Source organism: Comamonas koreensis, assembly GCF_021026195.1.
Classification (GTDB): Bacteria; Pseudomonadota; Gammaproteobacteria; order Burkholderiales; family Burkholderiaceae_C; genus Comamonas; species Comamonas koreensis.
Genome location: NZ_JAJNCT010000003.1, coordinates 46,076 through 64,983 on the forward strand (window position 1 = coordinate 46,076; position 18,908 = coordinate 64,983).

At 65.7% G+C, this 18,908-nt stretch carries 19 protein-coding genes and 1 other RNA gene; 8 read left to right on the top strand and 12 right to left on the bottom strand.

Annotation, left to right across the window (positions count from 1 at the left end):
• The first annotated feature begins 100 nt into the window (after positions 1-100).
• Together LPW39_RS00215 and rnpB are read left to right on the top strand one after the other, a co-directional pair.
• Positions 101-898: an AraC family transcriptional regulator gene (locus LPW39_RS00215; protein ID WP_230770415.1), complete on the top strand. Its 798-nt coding sequence runs from the start codon at positions 101-103 to the stop codon at positions 896-898.
• Between the two features lie 91 nt (positions 899-989).
• An RNA gene (rnpB, locus tag LPW39_RS00220) (RNase P RNA component class A) lies at positions 990-1,329 on the top strand.
• A gap of 54 nt (positions 1,330-1,383) precedes the next feature.
• Here rnpB and LPW39_RS00225 read toward each other — a convergent pair.
• The 3 genes from LPW39_RS00225 to dapF form a co-directional block, all read right to left on the bottom strand.
• Positions 1,384-2,313 carry a tyrosine recombinase XerC gene (locus LPW39_RS00225; protein ID WP_230770416.1) on the bottom strand — a complete coding sequence of 310 codons (930 nt, stop codon included), beginning with the start codon at positions 2,311-2,313 and terminating at the stop codon, positions 1,384-1,386.
• 5 nt (positions 2,314-2,318) lie between these two features.
• Complete coding sequence (locus LPW39_RS00230; protein ID WP_230770417.1) at positions 2,319-3,011, bottom strand: DUF484 family protein; 693 nt, start codon at positions 3,009-3,011, stop codon at positions 2,319-2,321.
• A 65-nt stretch (positions 3,012-3,076) separates the two neighbouring features.
• The gene (gene dapF / locus LPW39_RS00235; protein WP_230770418.1) at positions 3,077-3,949 is read right to left on the bottom strand and encodes a diaminopimelate epimerase; all 873 of its coding nucleotides are present in this window, start codon (positions 3,947-3,949) and stop codon (positions 3,077-3,079) included.
• 171 nt (positions 3,950-4,120) lie between these two features.
• Here dapF and LPW39_RS00240 point away from each other — a divergent pair, with 171 nt between their 5' ends.
• Positions 4,121-5,818, top strand: a complete 1,698-nt coding sequence (locus LPW39_RS00240; protein WP_230770419.1) for an MBL fold metallo-hydrolase — start codon at positions 4,121-4,123, stop codon at positions 5,816-5,818.
• A 28-nt stretch (positions 5,819-5,846) separates the two neighbouring features.
• On the opposite strand, the gene pssA is transcribed toward LPW39_RS00240, so the two are convergent.
• Complete coding sequence (gene pssA, locus LPW39_RS00245; RefSeq protein ID WP_230770420.1) at positions 5,847-6,470, bottom strand: CDP-diacylglycerol--serine O-phosphatidyltransferase; 624 nt, start codon at positions 6,468-6,470, stop codon at positions 5,847-5,849.
• A gap of 212 nt (positions 6,471-6,682) precedes the next feature.
• Between pssA and LPW39_RS00250 the strand changes: the two genes are divergently transcribed.
• From LPW39_RS00250 to LPW39_RS00260, 3 genes are read left to right on the top strand one after another with little or no spacing between them, the layout of a single operon-like run.
• Complete coding sequence (locus tag LPW39_RS00250) at positions 6,683-8,059, top strand: aspartate aminotransferase family protein (RefSeq protein WP_230770421.1); 1,377 nt, start codon at positions 6,683-6,685, stop codon at positions 8,057-8,059.
• A gap of 2 nt (positions 8,060-8,061) precedes the next feature.
• Positions 8,062-9,129 carry a GNAT family N-acetyltransferase gene (locus tag LPW39_RS00255; protein ID WP_230770422.1) on the top strand — a complete coding sequence of 356 codons (1,068 nt, stop codon included), beginning with the start codon at positions 8,062-8,064 and terminating at the stop codon, positions 9,127-9,129.
• Positions 9,126-10,040 (top strand): hypothetical protein, encoded by a 915-nt coding sequence (locus tag LPW39_RS00260; protein WP_230770423.1) that lies wholly within the window; start codon positions 9,126-9,128, stop codon positions 10,038-10,040. The genes LPW39_RS00255 and LPW39_RS00260 overlap by 4 nt, the downstream gene beginning before the upstream one ends.
• A 52-nt stretch (positions 10,041-10,092) precedes the next feature.
• On the opposite strand, the gene LPW39_RS00265 is transcribed toward LPW39_RS00260, so the two are convergent.
• The 8 genes from LPW39_RS00265 to LPW39_RS00300 are packed head-to-tail and all read right to left on the bottom strand — an operon-like array spanning position 10,093 to position 16,721.
• A complete protein-coding gene (locus LPW39_RS00265; protein ID WP_230770424.1) occupies positions 10,093-10,485 on the bottom strand; it encodes an EamA family transporter in 393 nt (130 codons plus the stop codon).
• 4 nt (positions 10,486-10,489) lie between these two features.
• Complete coding sequence (locus LPW39_RS00270; RefSeq protein ID WP_230770425.1) at positions 10,490-10,864, bottom strand: DMT family transporter; 375 nt, start codon at positions 10,862-10,864, stop codon at positions 10,490-10,492.
• Positions 10,854-11,789 carry an alpha/beta hydrolase gene (locus tag LPW39_RS00275; RefSeq protein WP_407928758.1) on the bottom strand — a complete coding sequence of 312 codons (936 nt, stop codon included), beginning with the start codon at positions 11,787-11,789 and terminating at the stop codon, positions 10,854-10,856. Before LPW39_RS00275 ends, LPW39_RS00270 begins: the two co-directional genes overlap by 11 nt.
• Complete coding sequence (locus LPW39_RS00280; RefSeq protein ID WP_230770426.1) at positions 11,786-12,496, bottom strand: MtnX-like HAD-IB family phosphatase; 711 nt, start codon at positions 12,494-12,496, stop codon at positions 11,786-11,788. Before LPW39_RS00280 ends, LPW39_RS00275 begins: the two co-directional genes overlap by 4 nt.
• Positions 12,489-13,418 (bottom strand): efflux RND transporter periplasmic adaptor subunit, encoded by a 930-nt coding sequence (locus tag LPW39_RS00285; protein WP_230770427.1) that lies wholly within the window; start codon positions 13,416-13,418, stop codon positions 12,489-12,491. Before LPW39_RS00285 ends, LPW39_RS00280 begins: the two co-directional genes overlap by 8 nt.
• Positions 13,415-14,143, bottom strand: coding sequence for an ABC transporter ATP-binding protein (locus LPW39_RS00290; protein WP_230770428.1), 729 nt, complete (start codon positions 14,141-14,143; stop codon positions 13,415-13,417). Before LPW39_RS00290 ends, LPW39_RS00285 begins: the two co-directional genes overlap by 4 nt.
• A gap of 11 nt (positions 14,144-14,154) precedes the next feature.
• Positions 14,155-15,300, bottom strand: a complete 1,146-nt coding sequence (locus LPW39_RS00295; protein ID WP_230770429.1) for an FtsX-like permease family protein — start codon at positions 15,298-15,300, stop codon at positions 14,155-14,157.
• Complete coding sequence (locus LPW39_RS00300; RefSeq protein WP_407928759.1) at positions 15,297-16,721, bottom strand: TolC family protein; 1,425 nt, start codon at positions 16,719-16,721, stop codon at positions 15,297-15,299. Before LPW39_RS00300 ends, LPW39_RS00295 begins: the two co-directional genes overlap by 4 nt.
• Before the next feature lie 238 nt (positions 16,722-16,959).
• Between LPW39_RS00300 and LPW39_RS00305 the strand changes: the two genes are divergently transcribed.
• Together LPW39_RS00305 and LPW39_RS00310 are read left to right on the top strand one after the other, a co-directional pair.
• On the top strand, positions 16,960-17,685 hold the full coding sequence (locus LPW39_RS00305; RefSeq protein ID WP_230770431.1) for a response regulator: 726 nt from the start codon (positions 16,960-16,962) through the stop codon (positions 17,683-17,685).
• Positions 17,670-18,839, top strand: a complete 1,170-nt coding sequence (locus LPW39_RS00310; protein ID WP_230770432.1) for a HAMP domain-containing sensor histidine kinase — start codon at positions 17,670-17,672, stop codon at positions 18,837-18,839. The genes LPW39_RS00305 and LPW39_RS00310 overlap by 16 nt, the downstream gene beginning before the upstream one ends.
• Positions 18,840-18,908 lie beyond the last annotated feature (69 nt).

The following is an 18,908-nucleotide window of genomic DNA, read 5'->3' on the forward strand; positions in this document are numbered from 1 at the left end:
GCTATCATCGCCGTGGCGGGTTTAAAGCCTATAGCTGCAATCAGACATTTAAAGCACCAAGCCAGACATATTGCGCGGTGCGGCAGGCGAGGAGGCCAGGATGGCGACAGGCCAGGCACTGAAGATTTACGACGTGGATGCCGAGACGGCGCCTTATCTGGTGCGCTATGACGAGTTTGCCGCCGGCAGTTTTGCCGATGCGCACAGCCACCGGCCCGGGCATCTGAACTACACATCGCATGGCACGATGACCATCGTCACCCAGGGGCGCAGCCTGGTGGCGCCGCCGCAGTACGGCATCTGGATTCCGCCTGCGGTGGAGCACAACTGCTATGTGCCGCAGGCAGCCGTCTACCGCTCGTTTTATGTGCAGCCGGCGCTGTGCACGGGCCTGCCGCAGCATGCCTGCATCATCCGCATCAGCGCCATTGCGCGCAGCATCCTGGCCGATCTGGCCCAGCGCGACATACGCCGGCCCGCGACGCCCGAAGACCTGCGCCTGGCCGAGGTGATGGTGGACCAGCTGCGGCTGGCGCCGCCCGAGCACAGTTTTCTGCCATCGGCCCAGTCCAAGGCGCTGCTGGCGGTGCTCGATGCCCTCAAGGCCGAGCCTAGCAGCCGCCGCACGATGGCCGATTGGGCGGCATCAGTACACATGACCGAGCGCACCCTGGCGCGCCACTGCCACCAGGAGCTGGGCATGGGCCTGGCCGAATGGCGCCAGCGCCTGCGCCACCTCTGCGCGGTGGATGCGCTGGGCCAGGGCCAGACGGTGCAGGAGATCGCCTTTGACCTGGGCTACAGCACGGCCTCGGCCTTTATCGCGATGTTCCAGCGCGCAGCGGGCATGCCGCCCGAGCAGTTCCGGCGCGAGTTCAGCAGCGCGGTGGCCGAATAGGGCGGCGGCTGGCCATTTATCCTGGCATCGGCCTGCAGTTTTTGCCCGGCTGGCGCGGGCGGCTGCCATTCGGTGGAATAATCACGCCTGTGAAGCCTGCCAGACCGCCGCTGGTGCTAGTGCCGAAAGGCCGCACTGGAGGAACGTCCGGACTGCACAGGACAGCGTAGCAGCTAACGGCTGCCCACCGTGAGGTGAGGATCAGAGCAACAGAGACGAGTCCGGGGGGCGTACCGCAAGGTAAACCACCCGGGGTGAAACGGGCAATCTCTACGCGCAGCAATACCAAGTAGGCCAGCGTTGATGTGGTTCCGCAGAGTTGGCGGGTAGGTAGCGTCGAGCCGTGGTGGTGACACCCGGCCCAGAGTAATGGCGGTCACGCCTGGGGCAACCCAGGTGCACAGAATCCGGCTTATCGGCAGACTTCACACTTTGATAACGACAGCGGCCACCGATGTAGATCGGTGGCCGTTTTGTCATTCTGATCAATCTTTTTTGCGCGCGCGCGGATGGGCCTGGTCGTAGACCTGGGCCAGGTGCTGAAAATCCAGCCGGGTGTAGACCTGGGTGGTGGTGATGCTGGCATGGCCCAGCAGCTCCTGCACCGCGCGCAAATCCTGGCTGGATTGCAGCACATGGCTGGCAAAGGAGTGGCGCAGCATATGCGGATGCACCGGCGTGGTCATGCCGGCGACCAGGCTGCGCTCGCGCAGGCGCTGCCAGACGCTGGCGGCCGACAGACGGGCGCCACGCACGCCGATGAACAAGGCCGCATCGCAGGGGGCCACCTGGTCGCGCACGGCCAGCCAGGCCTGCAGGGCCACCAGGGCCGCCTTGCCCACTGGCACCACGCGGCGCTTGCTGCCCTTGCCCAGCACATGGGCCTCGGCGGCTTCCATATCGATCCAGCCCAGCGCCTGCACGCTGGCAGCGGTATCCAGGCCCACGAGCTCGCCCACGCGCAGGCCGCTGCCATACATCAGCTCGACCATGGCACTGTCGCGGGTCTGCACCCAGGGGTCGCCCTGCGCATGGCTGGCTTCGGAAAAGCGCACCGCATCGTCGACCGACAAGGCCTTGGGCAAGGGTTTCGGAGATTTAGGGGCGCGCACATCCTGCACCGGGTTGCGCTCGACCAAGCCTTCGCGGCCGGCCCAGTTGAAAAAGCCGCGCCAGCCGCTCAGGATCAGTGCAATGCCCCGGCCACTGCGGCCTGCGGCATGCATCTGCGCAACAAAGCGGCGGATATGCTGGGGGCCCAGTTGCAGCACCTCGGTATGGGCCTCGGCGGCCATGGCCGACAGGCGCTGCAAATCCAGCGTGTAGAGCGTGTGTGTGCGTGGCGCCAGCCGCTTTTGCACGCGCACATGCTCCAGGTACTGGAGCATGGGGGCGCTGAGCGCAGCGGTGTCCATGGGGCCTAGCGCAGGCGGCAGAGCACGCTGGCGGCAATCTCGCCAATGCGCTCGAGCAGATCGGTGTCCATGTCGGCCTGGAAGCGGGCCGGATCGGGCGAGCCCAGCACCAGCAGGCCCCAGGCGGGGGTGTCACCCAGGATGGCGCCGTCGCGCAGCGGCAGCAGCACCACCGACTGCACCTGGGCGCTGTCGGGCAGCCAGCCGGCCGGCTCGACGCCGACATTGGGGCCGCAGTACGGCGTGGACAGTGAGCTCGCAAAGCTGCGGGCATCGGCGCTCACGCCCTGGGCGAAGGGCTCGTTCAGATAGGTTTCGGCCACATCCCAGAGCCGCAGCGCGACCTGGGGCACGTCAAAGTGCTGCATCAGGCTGTCGGCAATCACCTCGGGCAGCTGCAGCGGGTTGCGGGTCTTGACGACATCGCAGGTCCAGTGGTGGATGCGGTCAATCGTGTGGTGGTTCTGGCTGCCGTTGCGCATCATGTCCATGATGCGGTGCTCCAGGCCCTTGATCTTGTCGCGCAGCATCTCGGCCTGGCGCTCCTGCAGGCTGACGGTGCGGTTGCCGTAGGGGCTGACCATGTGCACGCCGGTCAGCACCTGGGCCTGGCGCTCGAAGAAATCCGGTGTCTGCACCAGGAACTCGGCGATGTCTTCTTCGGTAATGGGGGGAACCTGGTTGTTGTTTGCGCTCATCGGTCTCTCTCGTATCGGCTGCTCGCCGTCTCCTCAATCGGTAGCCGCAAGGTGCAGCGCCGTGCTTAGTCCGGAATGCTGATCTGCCCTTCAAACACGGTCGTGGCCGGGCCGGTCATCATCACCGGGTCGGTGGCCTGGCCGCTCCAGGCGATGGTCAGCAGGCCGCCCCGGGTCTGCACATCCACCGGGCTTTGCAGCAGGCCCAGCTCGATGCCGGCCACCACCGCCGCGCAGGCGCCGGTGCCGCAGGCCAGGGTCTCGCCAGTGCCGCGCTCGAACACCCGCAGCCGCACCTGGTGCGCGGTTTGTACCTGCAAAAAGCCGACATTCACGCGCTCGGGAAAGCGGGGATGCGACTCCAGCACGGGGCCCTGGGAGGCGACCGGCGCAGTGTCCACATCGTCGACCAGCATCACCGCATGCGGGTTGCCCATGGACACCGGTACGACGAACACGGTGGTGGGATCGACCGGCACTTGCAGCGCCAGCGGCCATTTCTGGGTGTGGTGCTGGGCCACCGGCGCGAGGCCGCTGGTGTTGAAGGGGACGTCTTCAGGCACCAGGCGGGGCTGGCCCATGTTGACGGTGACGCGGCCATCGGCCATCAGCTCGGGGGCGATCACGCCTTTTTGGGTCTGGACCCGGATTGCCTGCTTGTCGGTCAGGCCCTTGTCATACACAAAACGTGCAAAACAGCGCGCGCCATTGCCGCACTGTTCCACCTCGCCACCATCGGCATTGTGGATGAGGTATTCAAAATCGATCCCAGGGGCGGGCGAGGGCCGCACCGTCAGGATCTGGTCGGCACCAACGCCAAAATGGCGGTCGGCCAGAAAGCGGTACTGGTCGGCACGCAAACCCAGCGGGCCAGCGGTCTCGTCGAGCACGACAAAATCATTGCCGGCGCCTTGCATCTTGGTAAAACGGATGTCCATCCGCCCATTATCGCTTTTTGGGCCCGGCCGGATGCGCGGGGGGGCAGGCGGTGTAAGAACCTGTTACTTGCAGCCCGCCCCGAGGTTGCAGATGCGGACAGTCTGTGGCGGTCCATCCCGCCCGCGCTGCGGGTGACACGGCCCAGCCTTGCAAGTGTTGATAATGGGCCCATGACCCGTACCAGCCAGCTACTCCATGTGCAACGCGAGCCCGCGCCGGCCCGCGCAGCCGCCACGGCCCTGTTTTTGCGCGATGCGCCCGATCCCCAGGCAGGGCCTGGCGCCACCCGGCTGGAGGTGCTGATGTCGCGCCGCTCCGACCAAGCCCGTTTTGCCGCTGGGCACTATGTCTTTCCCGGTGGCGCGGTGGATGCCAGTGATGCCCTGCACCATGACTTGCTGGCGCGCCGCACGGCGCAAACCACCGAGGAGCTGACCTACGCCCAGGCCGCCATCCGCGAGAGCATGGAGGAAATGGGCGTACTGCTGGCCCGCCATGCCGATGGCCGCTGGGCCAGCCAGGCCGAGGTGGCCAGCATTGACCGCAGCCAGCCACTGCTGCCCCAGTGCGGCGCGCTGGGCCTGACCCTGGCGGCCGATATGCTGTGGCCGCTGGCACGCTGGACGGCGGCGCAAGAGATACCGATCCGCTTTGATGTGCCCTTTTTGGTGGCGCGCATGCCCGAGGGGCAGGAAGCCGTGACCGATGACACGGAGCAGTTCGAGGCCCTGTGGGTGCACCCCGCGCAGGCCTTGCAGCGCGCGGCCGACGGGCAGATGACGGTGATGTTCCCCACCCGGGTCACCCTGGAGCGCCTGGCGGCCTATCCGACGGTACAGGCGCTGCTGGATGTGCTGCAGGCGCTGCAGCAGGTGCAGCCTGGCCAGTGGCTCTGGCAGTCGATGCCGCGTGGCGCGATGGTGGATGGCGAGGTGCGCCGCTTTATGGAGCACGAAACCGCCTACGGCGAGCTGGCCCTGGTCTGCCCCGATGGCCAACTGCACCATGCAGTGGGCTGGCAGAGCGAACAGCCGGTGCCGTTGCTCAAGAACGTGCAGCGCCTGACGGCCGACAATGGCGGCACGATGACCGGCCCGGGCACCAACACCTACCTGGTCGGTGACGCCGAGACCGGCTACATCGTGGTCGACCCCGGCCCCAGGCCGCAGCCGCAGGACGACCCGCACCTGGCGCGCATCATGGCCGCCACCGGTGGCGATATCCGCGCCATCGTCTGCACCCATTCGCATGCCGACCATTCCCCTGGTGCGGCGCCACTGCAGGCGCTGGTCGCGCAGTCGGGGCGCAGCAAGCCGCTGATCTGGGGATTGGCCTCTGCCTGCACTGCCCGCGCGGGCAGCCAGTTCACGCCGGACCAAGCACTGCAGGACGGCCAGGTGCTGCAGCTGGCCCACCCCAGCGACCCGGCGCGCAGCCACAGCCTGCGGGTGCTGCACACCCCCGGCCATGCCGCCAACCATGTCTGTCTGATGCTGCAGGAAGACGGCCTGCTGTTCAGCGGCGACCATATCCTCAACGGCAGCACCACCGTGGTGGACCCACCAGACGGCAATATGCGCCTCTACCTGGCCTCGCTGGCCAAGCTGGCCCAGGCCTGCGAGCAGGACCAGATCGACTTCATCCTGCCGGCCCACGGCTATGCGCTGGCCCAGCCGCTGCAGGTGATTGCCAAGCTGCATGCCCACCGCATGGCGCGCGAAGAAAAGGTGCGCCAGGCCATGGCGCAAGCGCCTGATGGGACGCCGGAGGATTGGGTGGCGATTGCCTATGCCGACACGCCCGAGCGGCTGTGGCCGGTGGCCAAGCGCTCACTGCTGGCACATGTGGAGCATATTCGCGGGATGTGATGGGGACTTGGGCGCGAGGCCCAAGTTCTTACAGTTTGGGGATCTTGATGCGGCTGATCATCAGCGAGCCCGACACCGCAAACAGCAGCACCAGCGGGTGCAGGGTGAAGCCGCCAATCAGCAGCTTGCCAAACCACAGATCGGCCCGCACCGCATTCATCGCGGCGGCCAGTGCCAGCAGAGCAACCAGCACGATCGAGGTCGGGATGGGGGTGCCTTCAAAGTATTTGACCTTGCCCGATGCGCCATCGGACAGCGACTCTGCAGTGACGTTGTAACGGGCCAGGCGCGAGACGCCGCAGGCCACAAAGTAGCCCAGCACAATGCGGTCCCACATTCCCTGCATGCCGCAGGCATAGGCAATGATGGCGGGCGCTACACCGAAGGAGATCACATCGGCGAGCGAATCGAGCTCGCGGCCCATGGCCGATGATTTTTGCCGCCAGCGTGCAATGCGGCCGTCAAAGATATCGAAGATCAGTGCTGCCAGCACCAGGGCGGCTGCAAAGTAGATATGCCGGCGGTCCGAGGTTTCCAGAAAGGTCATCGCCGAGAACAGCGCGCCGACGCCGCAGACGGCATTGCCCAGGGTGAACCAGTCTGCGAGGTGGAACTCGCGAATCATCGAAAAACGTTTGTGTGGACTATTCATGGAAGATGGTGTCTGCGGCTCAAATGCACGGGCCGCCTCTGGGGGCGCCCTGGTGGCTGACCATGGTACACCCAGTATCCGCCAGCGCCAAACCGGGCGGCGGCCATGCTCCATCAAGCGGGCAAGATCTCCATCAATCCTACAAACAATGTAGGCGGAGCGACAACATTGCAGGGCCAGACTGGCGGCACTCAAAACTGGAGCCCTCCGCCGTGACTTTCAATACCGAACAACTGCTGGCTGACGAAGCCCAATACTGCTCTTTTGGCGATACCGTTCACTACGTCAATCCCCCCAAGATCTTCAGCGGCTGCGAGGGCAGCTACATGTATGACCAGGAAGGCACGCCGTATCTGGATCTGCAGATGTGGTACTCGGCCGTCAACTTTGGCTACAAGAACAAGCGCCTGGAAGACAAGATGATCGAGCAGCTGCGCGCGCTGCCCCAGGTCGCCAGCCAGTACCTGCACCCTACCAAGATCGAGCTGGCCAAGTTCATCGCGCAGGATGCCGAGAAGAAATGGGGCATGCCCGGCCGCGTGCACTTCAACGTGGGCGGCGCCCAGGCGATTGAAGACTCGCTCAAGGTGGTGCGCAATGCCACCCATGGCAAAAGCCTGATGTTTGCGTTTGAAGGTGGCTACCATGGCCGTACCCTGGGTGCATCGAGCATCACCTCCAGCTACCGCTACCGCCGCCGCTTCGGCCACTTCAGCGACCGCGCACAGTTCATCCCTTTCCCTTATCCGTTCCGCCGCCCCAAGGGCATGACCTCGGAAGAGTATGCGGACTCCATCGTGCAGGAGTTTGCGCGCAAGTTCGAGAACGAATACCACGCCGTCTGGGACCCCAAGACCCAGCAGTGCGAATATGCGGCTTTCTATATTGAGCCGATTCAGGGCACTGGCGGCTATGTGGTGCCACCGCCCAATTTCTTCCGTGGCCTGAAGAAGGTGCTCGACGACCATGGCGTGCTGATGGTGGTTGATGAAATCCAGATGGGCTTCTGGCGCACCGGCACCTTGTGGTCGGTGGAGAACTTTGGCGTCAAGCCCGATGTGCTGGTGTTTGCCAAGGCGCTGACCAATGGCCTGAACGCACTGTCTGGCCTGTGGGCCCGTGAAGAGCTGATCAACCCCACGGTGTTCCCACCGGGCTCGACCCACTCGACCTTTGCCTCCAACCCGCTGGGCACGGCCCTGGGCCTGGAAGTGATGAAGATGACCCACGAGATGGACTTTGGCCGCCAGGTGCGCGAATCGGGTGCCTATTTCCTCGACGGCCTGCAACAGCTGCAAAAGCGCCATCCGGAAATCGGCGATGTCGACGGCATGGGCCTGGCGCTGCGCGCCGAGATCTGCACGGCCGATGGCTTTACCCCCAACAAGGCGCTGCTCGACAAGATGGTCGACCTGGGCCTGGAAGGCAAGCTGGAGTACCAGGGCCAAAAACGTGGCCTGGTGCTGGACGTGGGCGGCTACTACAAGAACGTGATCACCTTCGCGCCGTCGCTGATGATCAGCCGCAGCGAGATCGATGAAGCGCTGGTGCTGCTCGACCAGCTGATCACCCTGGCCAAGCGGTCCTGAGCTTGAGCGAGTCCTTGCGCCCTTCGCGCAACCAGTTGGAGCCCTCTGCGCTGATCCGGCAGTTTGCCGCGCATCCGCCCGAGGGCTTTGCGGTGTTCTCGGACCGGCCGTTCCCGGCCTTTCGCGCGCCTTTTGACCTGCTGACCACGGCCGACGAGGCCGTCAAGCGCTGGGTGCTGCAGCTGCCCGGCGGGGCTTGGCTGGCGCAGCGCTTGCGGCTGCGCACCGATTTTGTCGGCTCTACCTTGAGCGAGTACCTGGTGTTGCCCCCGGATGTGGAGATGGACAAGCTGGCCCGCCAGCTGTGCCGCTACGCCGGGCGCTGCATGCTGACCATCGTCAAGGACCTGCCGCAACATTCGCCGCTGCTGCCGCCGGCCGACAATGCCGATGCCCATCGCTTGGCCCAGGCACTGCAGCATGAGGGTTTCATCCTGGTCGAAGGCCAGGCGCTGGCCTATGTGGCTATCGATTTCGACAGCATCGACGACTACCTGGCGCAGCTGTCCAAAAACCGGCGCTCCGACCTGCGCCGCAAGCTCAAGAGCCGCAGCCAGCTGCAGATCCGGCGCATTCCCACCGGCCCGGCCTTTGCCGATGAGGCCCTGGTCAATGCCTACTATGCGCTGTTCGAGGCCGTGTATGCGCAAAGCGAGCTGCATTTTGACAAACTCAGCCGCAGCTTTTTTGCCGCGGTGCTGCGCGATGCCAGCAACCAGGGCCTGGTGTTTGAATACCGCGATGCGCAGGATGGCGCCTTGCTGGGCTGGAACCTGTGCTTTGCGCATGATGGGCGCCTGGTCGACAAATACATCGGCCTGTCCTACCCGCGTGCGCGCCAGACCAACCTGTACTTCGTCAGTTGGATCGTGAACCTGGAATATGCGCTGGAATGCGGGCTGTCACACTATGTCGCCGGCTGGACCGATCCCGAGGTCAAGGCGCAGCTGGGTGCCAGCTTTACCTTCACCCAGCATGCGGTCTACATCCGCAACCCGCTGCTGAGGGCCTTGGGGCGGCGGTTTTCCCGGCATTTTGAAAGTGACCGCGCATGGCAGGAACAGCGATGACCCCCTTGGTGCTGGATGTCGATGGCTCCGTCGGCCCCCTGGCCGGGGAGCTGCGCCTGTCGCTGGGCGACTGGCAGGAGGCGATCCGTTTTGGCGCCTCGCTGGGCCGCTACCAGCAGTTCCGCCGCCATGTGCAGGCCCTGCTGCCACAGCAGCATGGCACGGCCTGGATGGGCAGTGGCGACTTTCACCACCTGTCCTGGCTGCTGATCGAGCACTGCATTGCGCGCCAGGGCTGCACAGCGGCGCGCCCGTTGCGGGTGGTGGTGCTGGACAACCACCCGGACAATATGCGCTTTCCCTGGGGCGTGCATTGCGGCTCCTGGGTGCGGCGCATTGCCATGCACCCTGCCGTATCGCATGTACATGTGGCCGGCATCACCTCGCCCGATATTGGCGCCGGCCATGCCTGGGAGAACTACCTGGGCCCGCTGCGTGCCGGCAAGCTCAGCTACTGGAGCTGCGGCGTGGACACCGGCTGGGCGCGGCGCCTGGGTCTGTCTGCCGCCTTTCGCGCCTTCCCCAGCCTCGATGCCTTGACCGATGCCTTGACCGCTACCCTGGCCCGCGAGCGCCAAAGCAGCTACCTCAGCATCGACAAGGACGTGTTTGCCGCCGACGTGGTCACCACGAACTGGGACCAGGGCCAGATGCGTGAGGCGCAGGCGATGGGCATCATCGCGGCCTTGGGGGGCCAGCTGGTGGGCAGCGACATCACCGGCGATGTCTCATCCTGGCAATACAGCACCTGGTGGAAGCGCTGGCTCAGTGCCGGTGATGGCCAGGACACTGTTATCAACGTACAGGCGCTGGCGCAGGCCCAGGCGGGGCAGCATGCGCTCAACCAGCGGTTGATGGCAGCGCTTGCTGCGGCCACCCTTATTCCAAAGGCATCCGCTGTGCGGCCCTGATTCCGTCGTTGCGGGCTTTGCACACGGACTTGCATTGGAGCCGCGCGGTCCGTCAAGCGTGTTCGGCTTTGCGATGGTCCTGCGCTTCGCTCATCGCCAGGCAGGCGATACCCGCGAGGATAAACAGGCATCCGGCTATCTGGGGGGCGCCCACGTTCTCTTGAAACAGGTAGTGCGAGACCACAAGGGCCGAGATGATTTCCAGGTGGGAGGCCGCAAAGGCCGGCCCGATCGGGGCGCGCCTGAGCAAATGCATCCAGGTAAAAAATGCGCCGATGTAACCGGCCAGGGCGCCATAGATCCAGGGGTCAGAAAAAACCCGCCACAACCAAGCTGGGCTGAGCTCAAGGGGCAGTGCGGCATTGCCAGCCATCTTGAAGCTCAATTGGGCCAGAGTGTCAAAGGCCATCAGCACCAAAAAACCGATGAGGTAAAAACGCTTCACGAAACTACCCTCTGAGGCCGACCACGGCAACGCCAATGGACACCAGCACAATGCCTGCAACGCGCAAGGGGGCGAGCTTCTCTTGGAAAAACAGGCGGCCCGCCAGCATGATGACCACAATATTGATGCTGCCTAGCAGCACACCATCAGACAGCGGAACCAGCGACAGAAACGCGAGCCAGGCTACAAACTCGATCACATAACATGCCACACCGACCCAGATCCAAGGACGAGCCAGCATAAAGCGCCAGTGGGCGAAGCCGGTAGTGGTGCTGGGTGTCTGGCTTGCTGCGGCTTTGAAGGCCAGTTGCCCTCCGGTGTCGACCAGTGCATTCAGCAGCCATAGTCCGATGACCAGGGATGTCATTTCACTGCCCATGCGTTACTTTCGAGACCGGTATGCCGCCGATGCGGGCCACAAAGTCATGCACCTTGGCGATCACGGTACGGCGCTCGCGATCGATGGTGATCATGTGGTAGCAGTTGTCGAGCAGCACGACCTCGACCTTGGCATGGAGCGCGCCGGTGGCGATGTCCTCGGCATTGGAGCGGTGGGAGATGTCGTCTTCCTTCGCATGGATGGCCAGGCAGGGCGCGCGCAAATCTCGCAGATGGCTGCGGACATGGGCGGAGAGCCGGCGCAGCTCGATGATGGACCACCAGGGGTTGCCGGGCAGGCCGGCTGCTGCGCTGTCGCCACTGTGCATTTGCGCGACGACCCTTGCGCGCAAGGCCTCATCCTTGATGCCATAAGGCGGTGCTTCCATGAACACCCTGTGCCGGCCGATGCCCAGCAGGCGAAACAGCGGCAGCAAAAAGGCCAGCTTGGTGTAGCTGGGAATGCTCCAGCCGTCATAGCGGAAGGTGGTGGACAGGGCAGCCACCCCCGCCACCTGGCGCGGGTGCGAGGTGGCCACCGCCAGCGACAGCAAGGCGCCCATCGACAGACCACCGACCACCACGCGGTCCACATGGGGTGCAAAGCGCAGCAACGCCGATTGCACGCTGGCGAGCCAGTCGGTCCAGCGTGTCTGCACCAGGTCCTGCATGCTGCCGCAATGGCCGGCCAACTGCACGGCATAGACGGTAAAGCCTTCGCGGTTGAGGCCTTTGGCCAGCAAGCGCATTTCGGCCGGGGTGCCGGTCAGGCCGTGCACCAGCAGCACGCCGGTGCGTGCTGCAGCGCCGAAGCCGGGCATGACGAATTCGTGGGGCGTCAGGCACAAGGTCTGCAAGGCCGCTTCCGCCGCTCTTTCTTGCGGTTGGCCGGCCAGGTGCCTTCCGAGTGCGTCATTGGCGTTCATGCCAATACCTCCTGCTGCTGCATGAACTGCAGCAGCCACGGTGTCGCGTCGCTGAAGCTGACAAAGGGCGCATGGGCAATGCCATGCCGCACGCAGTGGTCGATCAACCGGTACTTGGCAAGCACATAGTCGGCCTCGTGCGAGACGCAGAAATCGGAGGTGCTGTCGCCCACATACAGGACCCGGCTGGCCATGGCTTGCTGCGTCGCCAGGCGCTCGCACTTGCAGTTGCCGCTGGCGCGCTTGCAGCGCTGGCTGGCCCAGGGGGATTCCAGTGCCCAGCGGCGGGTATCGTGCTGCACCAGGCGGTTGGCAATCACCTCCAGGTGGCCCAGGCCGTGGCGTGCCAGCACGCGCTGGATCGCGTAGTCGATGCCGTCGCTGACCACCTGCACCCGTAGGCCCAGCGCCTGCGCCGCCTGCACAAAGCCGGGAAAGCCGGGGTCGATGGCGATGCCGTCGAGGTGGGCGTCCAGCGCCTGCTGGTCCATGTCCAGCAGTGCAACCTGGCCTTGCATGCAGGCGCGCGAGCCGATGTCGCCGCGCTCCCAGGCGTCCTCCAAGGCCGTCCAGCCAGGCAGGCCAAAGCGCTGCAGCAGGCTGTCGGTGACATCGACCAGGCTGACCGTGCCGTCAAAGTCGGACTGGATCATCCAGCCAGTGGTGTTGGGGCAGGCAGGCGCCTGCGCAAGCATGTATTTATTCATGGAAGCTCACTCTCACGTTTTGGCCCACGCGCACATGGCCAGGTGCGGTCTCGAACTCGAGCACGCACTCGACCACGCGCAAGGGGCCGCGCTGGGCGTCGTCCTGCAGGGTTGAAGGCCCGTACATGGGGTTGATGCGCAGCACCCGGGCCTCGGGCAGCGGGGTGCTGCTGTCGTTGTCCAGCACGACGCTGGCGCGCATGCCCTTCTGTACCGTGCCGGCAAAGCTCTCGTTGAGCTCGGCGCGGATGCGCAGCGGGCGCAGCGGCAGCAGGCGCACGGCCGCCTGGCTGGTGTGCACCTGGCTGCCGGTCTGGGCGCGCAGATGCACTACGGTGGCGGCCTCCGGTGCATGCAAGGCATACAGGCGCTGGCGCTCGCGCAGCTGCTGGGTCTTGCTCTGGGCCAGTTTCACTTCGGCCTGGGCCACCTCGGCCTCGGATTGCGCATTGCGCAGCGCGGCCTGGGCGTTGTCCACCTCCTGCAGGTCGGCGGCGCCATCGCGGGCGGCGGCCTGCAGGCGCTTGAGCTGGGCCTGCAACAGCGGCAGCTTGGTGGTCAGGGCCTTGTGCCTGGCTTGGGCGAGTTGGTAGGAGGACTGGGCCACGGCCAGCTCGGCACGCAGGTCTTCGTCATGGATCTTGAGCAGCAGCTGGCCGGCCTGCACCTGCTGGCCTTCGCGCACGACGATCTGCTGCACCGTGCCATCGATGGCGCTGGCCAGATCCAGCAGGCCGCCGTCGACCTCGATCTTGCCCCGGGCCACAGCCACTGGGCTTTGGTGCTGCTGGCTGGCGCTGGCAGTGGGTGGGCTGTCAGCCGCCGGTGTGCAGCCTGCCAGCCCGCCCAGCGCCAAGCAAAGCAGGCCCAGCACCTGCCAGGGATGCGGCATGGGCAAAGGGGTGGCGTGGATCTTGGTCAAGTTGGGTTCTCCATCATGGTGTTTTGGCGCCGGTCGCTGTACACGGCACCGTCTTCCATACTCAGTACACGGTCGGCATGCCCCACCAGGCGCGGGTCGTGGCTGACGCAGAGCACCGTGGTGCCATGGCTGCGTGCGACGCGGTGGAGGATGTCGATCACGCGCTGTCCGCTTTCGGCATCCAGCGCGCTGGTGGGCTCGTCGGCAAACAGCAGCTGGGGCGCCTTGGCCAGCGCCCGGGCAATGGCCACGCGCTGCTTTTCGCCGCCCGACAGCTCGGCAGGCCGCATATGCGCGCGGTGGGACAGGCCGACCTCTTCGAGCGCGTCCTGCGCCCGTTTCAAGGTGTTGGCGCGCCGTATGCCCAGGTAGCCCAGCGGCAACTGCACCTGCTCCAGCGCCGTCAGCGCCGGGAACAGGTTGAAGCCCTGGAACACAAAGCCGGTGTGCAGCAGCCGGAAGCGCTCCATCTCGCGGGTGGGCATCGTCGTCAGGTTCTGGCCCAGCGCTATCGTCTGGCCGTCATCGGGGGTGAGCAGGCCCGACATCAGCGACAGCAAGGTGCTTTTGCCGCAGCCCGAAGGGCCGGAAATGAGGGTCAGCTCGCCGGCGTACAAATCTACCGACAGGTCCTGCAGCACATGGATGCGGATGGAGCCCGAGACATAGGTCTTGCGCAATCCGACGGCCTGCAGGCTGGGTGAGGGGGGCATGTTGTTGGGCATGGTGGTGTCCTTCAGCGCAGCAAGGTGGCCGGGTCGGTGCGCAGCAGCACGCGCATGGCGCCCAGGCCGGACAGCAGCGCCAGGGTGGCCACCAGTGCGGCGCAGGCCAGCACCGCTTGCATGTTGAGCGCGACGGGCACGCGGTAGACCTGGGCCAGCGAGACCAATGCCACGCTGGCGATGCTGGTCAGCAGCAGGCCGGCAGCACCGATCCAGCAGGCCTGTTCCACCACGACCCGGCCCAGAGCCGCGCGGCTGACGCCCAGCGCATTGAGCACGGCGTATTCACGCACCGAGCCGGCGACCACGCTCTTGAGCGACTGGCTGGTGACGACTGCGCCCACCAGGCAGACGACGATGGCCATGAACAGCACGCCGGCACCGGCGCCGGTGTCGAGCATCCAGTAGCGCTGGGAGCGGTGGGCAAAGCTGTCGGCAGTCCAGACCTCGTGCGGGCCAAAGCTGCGCGCCTCGCTGCTCAGGCGCTGCTGCACGGCGTGGTTGTCCACCCCTTTGCGCACGCGGGCCAGCAGGTAGGTGCTGCCCTGGCTGGGCGCGCTGCCGGCGATCTGGTGCGCGCTCTCCAGCGAGGCCAGCACATTGACGCCGCCCAGGCCACGCAGGCCATCGACAGCGGCCACTACGTGCACGCGGTGGTTGTTGATCCAGGCGCTGCCACCTTCATCGGTGGCCAGGCTGTCCAGATCGGCGCGGTCGACGATGACGGCGCCGGGCTCGCGCAGCAGCTTGCGCTGCCAGGGCGCAATGACCCGGTCGAACATCATCGCGGTGCTGGCGGTGGAGATGCCCGAGAGGTAGACCGACACGGCGCCGGCAGCCTGGGCTGCGCCCTGGCTGGAGCGCCAGTCGCCATCGACCCAGACAAAGGGCTCCACAGCGCGGATGTCCGGGTCCATGCGCATGCGCATCTCGACATCGGGGCCGATGTTGCGGCCAAAGTTCACGCTTTGGGTGCCGGGGTAGCCCACCCAGAGATCGGCCGAGCTGGCGGTGATGTAGATCGCCGCCGAGCTGAAGATACCCAGCACCAGCGCAGCCTGCATGACCAGCAGCACACCGGCAAAGCCCACCGCGAAGATCGAGGGGACAAAGCGGCGCCATTCATAGACCAGGGTTTTGCGCGCCAGGGCAATCATGGCGTGGCCCCTGGTGTGGCTGAGGGCGATTGCGGTGGCAGCGGAGCGCCACCCAGCGCTTGGAACAGCGCCACAAAGGCCAGCGTCTGCGCGGCTTGGGCAACGCTTTGCTGGCTTTCATGCAGCAGCAGCTGGCGGCGCGGCTCCAATGTGTCCAGTTCGCTGGCCAGTCCCAGCTGCTGGCGGCGCTGCAGCTGCTGGGCGCGGCTGCGCAACAGTGGTGTCTGGGCATCGAGCGACTGCTGGCGCTGCTGCTGCGCGCCCAGGCTGGCCAGCGCGGTTTCGACATCGGCCACGCCGTCGAGCACGCTTTGGCGGTAGGCCTTGATGGCGTTGTCCATTTGCAGCTCGTCGGCATCGGCCTGCGCGCGCCGGCGGCCCCAGTCGAACAGCGGAATATCGATCACCGGGCCGAGCGTAGGCACATGGTTGGAGCTGGAGCGGCGGTTCTGCGTCAGGTTGTAGGAGTAGAGCAGCGAGCCGCCCAGCGCAAAGCGGGGGTAGAGTGCGGAGTTCGACAGGCCTACCGCTGCTGCGGCGCGCTGCACAGCAGCTTCGGCCGCCAGGATGGCGGGGCGGCTGCGCAGCAGCTCGGCGGGCAGCACCTGCAGGTTCAGCGCTGCGGCGCTGGGGATATGGGGGCTGCTGGAGGCGGCCAGCCAGGCTGCCTCGGGCTCGCTGCGGCCCAGCAGTGCGGCCAGCGCATGCGCGGCGCGTGCCTGGTGTTGCAGCAGTTCGGCCTCCTGGCCACGGCTGCGGTTCAGTTCCAGGCTGGCTTGCTGCACCTGCTCGGCGCTGCCCATGCGCTGCTGCACCCGCACTTGCTGAAGTTGCAGGCGGCGCGCATCCAGCTGCAGTTGCTGGCCCAGCGCCAAGCGTTGCTGCTGCGCCACGCAGATTTCCAGATAGCGCTGCACCACATTGGAGACCAGCTGAATCCTGGCAGCTTGCAGCTGTGCCTGGGCATCGAGCAACTGGCCCTGGCCATCGAGCTCGGTGGCTTCATAAGCGCCAAACAGGCCGAGGTTCCAGCTCATGTCGAGGCTGGCATGGAAGTAGGAATCAAGTGCCGCCACATCCTGCAAGGTGCGCACACCGGCGGTGAATCCTGGCCTGTAGGCAGCGGTCGCCGTGCCCAGCAGAATGCGCTGCGCCTGCAGCCGGCCTTGGGCTTGGGCCAGATCCAGGTTCTGGGCCAGCGCCTGCTCCACCAGCTTGTCCAGGGCCGGGTCGCCCAGCAGCGTCCACCAGGCGGCCAGATCGGCGGCCTTGACGGCACGCGCATGGGGCGCACTGGCGCCGGCCTGGCGCCATTGGGCAGGGGTGTCGGGGTTGAGCTGGGCTTGCGGCGGCGTCATGCAACCGGCCAGCAAGGCGGCCGGTGCCAGTGCCAGCAATGTTTTGCAGAACAAGGGTTTCACGTGCAATGGAGTCGGTTCTTGGCCGGTATTGACCGTGGAGGCCTGACCGCAGAGGCCGGGCAGTTAAGCGACCCATTCAACCCTGGCAAGCTTGCGCAAGCTTGCACAAATGATGGAGGAAACATGGAGGCCGCCTGAGCGTGCAGCAGGCGGTTGGCAAGGTCATAATGGCTCGTTTCAACCGCTTTGGGGCGCCTGTGTAGGGCGCCGCTGGAACCTACTTGGGATGCAGTCCGCCATGAAACAACCTACGCCACCTGTGGCCGCTCCGCTGGTGCTCGTCGTGGAGGATGAGCCCGGTATTGCGACCATCCTGGTCGCCTACCTGGAGCGCGATGGCATGCGCAGCCTGTTTGCGCGCGATGGCGAGCAGGCTGTGCAGCTTTTTCGCCAAAACCAGCCCGACCTGGTGCTGCTGGACATCCACCTGCCGGGCATGGACGGTGTTGATGTGCTGCGCTTTATCCGCGACCAGGGCCAGACCCCGGTGATCATGGTGACGGCACTGGCCGATGATGTGGACAAGCTGGTGGCCTTGCGCCTGGGTGCGGACGACTATGTGGTCAAGCCCTTCAACCCGGCCGAGGTGGTGGCGCGCGTGCGTGCCGTGCTGCGCCGCAGCCAGCCCAAGGCCGCCGCCGCCCCGATGGCGCCGATCCGCGTGGGCGCACTCGAGATCAACTCTGCCGAGCACAGTGCGCGGGTATATGACATGCACGGCCAGGCCACACCACTGCCGCTGACTTTGACTGAATTCCGCCTGCTGGCCTTGCTGGCCTCGCAGCCCCGGCGCTGCTTCTCACGCGCGCAGCTGATCGAGCACTGCCTGCCCGAGAGCGATGCGTTGGAGCGGGTGATCGACTCGCACCTGTCCAAGCTGCGCCGCAAATTGCAGCTGGCTGGCCAGGAGGAGCTGATCGAGACTGTGCGCAGCATTGGATACCGTCTATGGCCCGGGGACTGAGCCGCATCTGGGTCCGCTTTGGCTTTTGGATTGCCGGCACCCTGCTCAGCACCATTGCGTTGCTCAGTGCCTGCGCCTGGGCCTTCAATGCCTTGCAGTACAACCAGTTCTACCAAAGTCTCCCCACATCGGTGAGGGCAGAGCTCGATGACCTGATCGAGCGCGATCTGGACAACAGCCCGCGTGCCATGCAGATCTATGGCGAGTACTGGCGTGGCGAGGTGTTCTTTGGCGAACAGGTGTCGCTGTTCATCGGGCTGCTGGTCTGCCTGCCGTTTGGCCTGGCGATGGGCTTCTTTGTGTCGCGCTACATCACGCGGCCGCTGGCGTCGATGGTGGAAGTGGCGCAACGCGTGGCGCACGGGGATTTCAGCTCGACACGCGTGGTTGAAGAGGGCGCGCACGGTGAGCTCAAGGAGGTGGTGCACACCTTCAACGCGATGATCGATGCGCTGCAAAAGCTCAATGCCGAGCGCCAGGCCTCGGCCGCGTCCATCTCGCATGAGCTGCGCACGCCACTGTCGGTGCTCAAGACGCATCTGCATGCGATGTGCGATGGCGTCATCGCGCCCAGCGAGCTGGAGTTTCGGCTGCTGCTGGCGCAGACCGAGCACCTGGGCCGCCTGATCGACGATCTGCATACCCTGGCGATGGCCGAGGCCGGTGAGATGTCGCTGCGCAAGGAGCGCCTGAGCCTGGGCGCGCTGGTGCGCGAGAGCCTGCAGGAGCTTCAGCCCCAGCTGCAACTGGCCGAGATGGCGTTGTCGCAGGTGCTGCCTGAGGACGATGCCATCAGCGCCATCCGCGCCGATCCTTTGCGCATGCGCCAGATCATTGCCAACCTGGTGGGCAACGCGCTGCGCCATGCGGCCAGCGGCCACTGGCTGGAGGTGGAGGTGCGCAACATGCGCGATGCACAAGGGCATATCTGGATCGAGTTGCTGGTCAGCGATGCCGGGCCCGGTCTGCCGCAGGAGCTGCGCAACAACCCTTTCCGGCGCTTTGCGATGGCACCCGGCCGGCGCAAGCGGGAGGGTTCGGGCCTGGGGCTGTCCATCGTGCAGGCGCTGACCGAGCTGCAGGGTGGGGTGGCGCACGCAGAAAGCTCAGCCCGGGGCGGCGCGCGGTTCCGGCTGCGTTTTGCACCAGCCTGAGGCGAGGCCGTAGAGCGCTGGCCAGGCGCAAACTGCGACCGGCGACTAAAATGGCGTCTGTGCTCTGCA

What these genes read in the sequence shown, in the direction of transcription:
- LPW39_RS00215 (WP_230770415.1), top strand. Translation starts at nt 101, where the DNA reads ATGGCGACAGGCCAGGCACTGAAGATTTACGACGTGGATGCCGAGACG.
- LPW39_RS00225 (WP_230770416.1), bottom strand. Translation starts at nt 2,313, where the DNA reads ATGGACACCGCTGCGCTCAGCGCCCCCATGCTCCAGTACCTGGAGCAT.
- LPW39_RS00230 (WP_230770417.1), bottom strand. Translation starts at nt 3,011, where the DNA reads ATGAGCGCAAACAACAACCAGGTTCCCCCCATTACCGAAGAAGACATC.
- dapF (WP_230770418.1), bottom strand. Translation starts at nt 3,949, where the DNA reads ATGGACATCCGTTTTACCAAGATGCAAGGCGCCGGCAATGATTTTGTC.
- LPW39_RS00240 (WP_230770419.1), top strand. Translation starts at nt 4,121, where the DNA reads ATGACCCGTACCAGCCAGCTACTCCATGTGCAACGCGAGCCCGCGCCG.
- pssA (WP_230770420.1), bottom strand. Translation starts at nt 6,470, where the DNA reads ATGAATAGTCCACACAAACGTTTTTCGATGATTCGCGAGTTCCACCTC.
- LPW39_RS00260 (WP_230770423.1), top strand. Translation starts at nt 9,126, where the DNA reads ATGACCCCCTTGGTGCTGGATGTCGATGGCTCCGTCGGCCCCCTGGCC.
- LPW39_RS00270 (WP_230770425.1), bottom strand. Translation starts at nt 10,864, where the DNA reads ATGGGCAGTGAAATGACATCCCTGGTCATCGGACTATGGCTGCTGAAT.
- LPW39_RS00275 (WP_407928758.1), bottom strand. Translation starts at nt 11,789, where the DNA reads ATGAACGCCAATGACGCACTCGGAAGGCACCTGGCCGGCCAACCGCAA.
- LPW39_RS00280 (WP_230770426.1), bottom strand. Translation starts at nt 12,496, where the DNA reads ATGAATAAATACATGCTTGCGCAGGCGCCTGCCTGCCCCAACACCACT.
- LPW39_RS00290 (WP_230770428.1), bottom strand. Translation starts at nt 14,143, where the DNA reads ATGCCCAACAACATGCCCCCCTCACCCAGCCTGCAGGCCGTCGGATTG.
- LPW39_RS00295 (WP_230770429.1), bottom strand. Translation starts at nt 15,300, where the DNA reads ATGATTGCCCTGGCGCGCAAAACCCTGGTCTATGAATGGCGCCGCTTT.
- LPW39_RS00305 (WP_230770431.1), top strand. Translation starts at nt 16,960, where the DNA reads ATGAAACAACCTACGCCACCTGTGGCCGCTCCGCTGGTGCTCGTCGTG.
- LPW39_RS00310 (WP_230770432.1), top strand. Translation starts at nt 17,670, where the DNA reads ATGGCCCGGGGACTGAGCCGCATCTGGGTCCGCTTTGGCTTTTGGATT.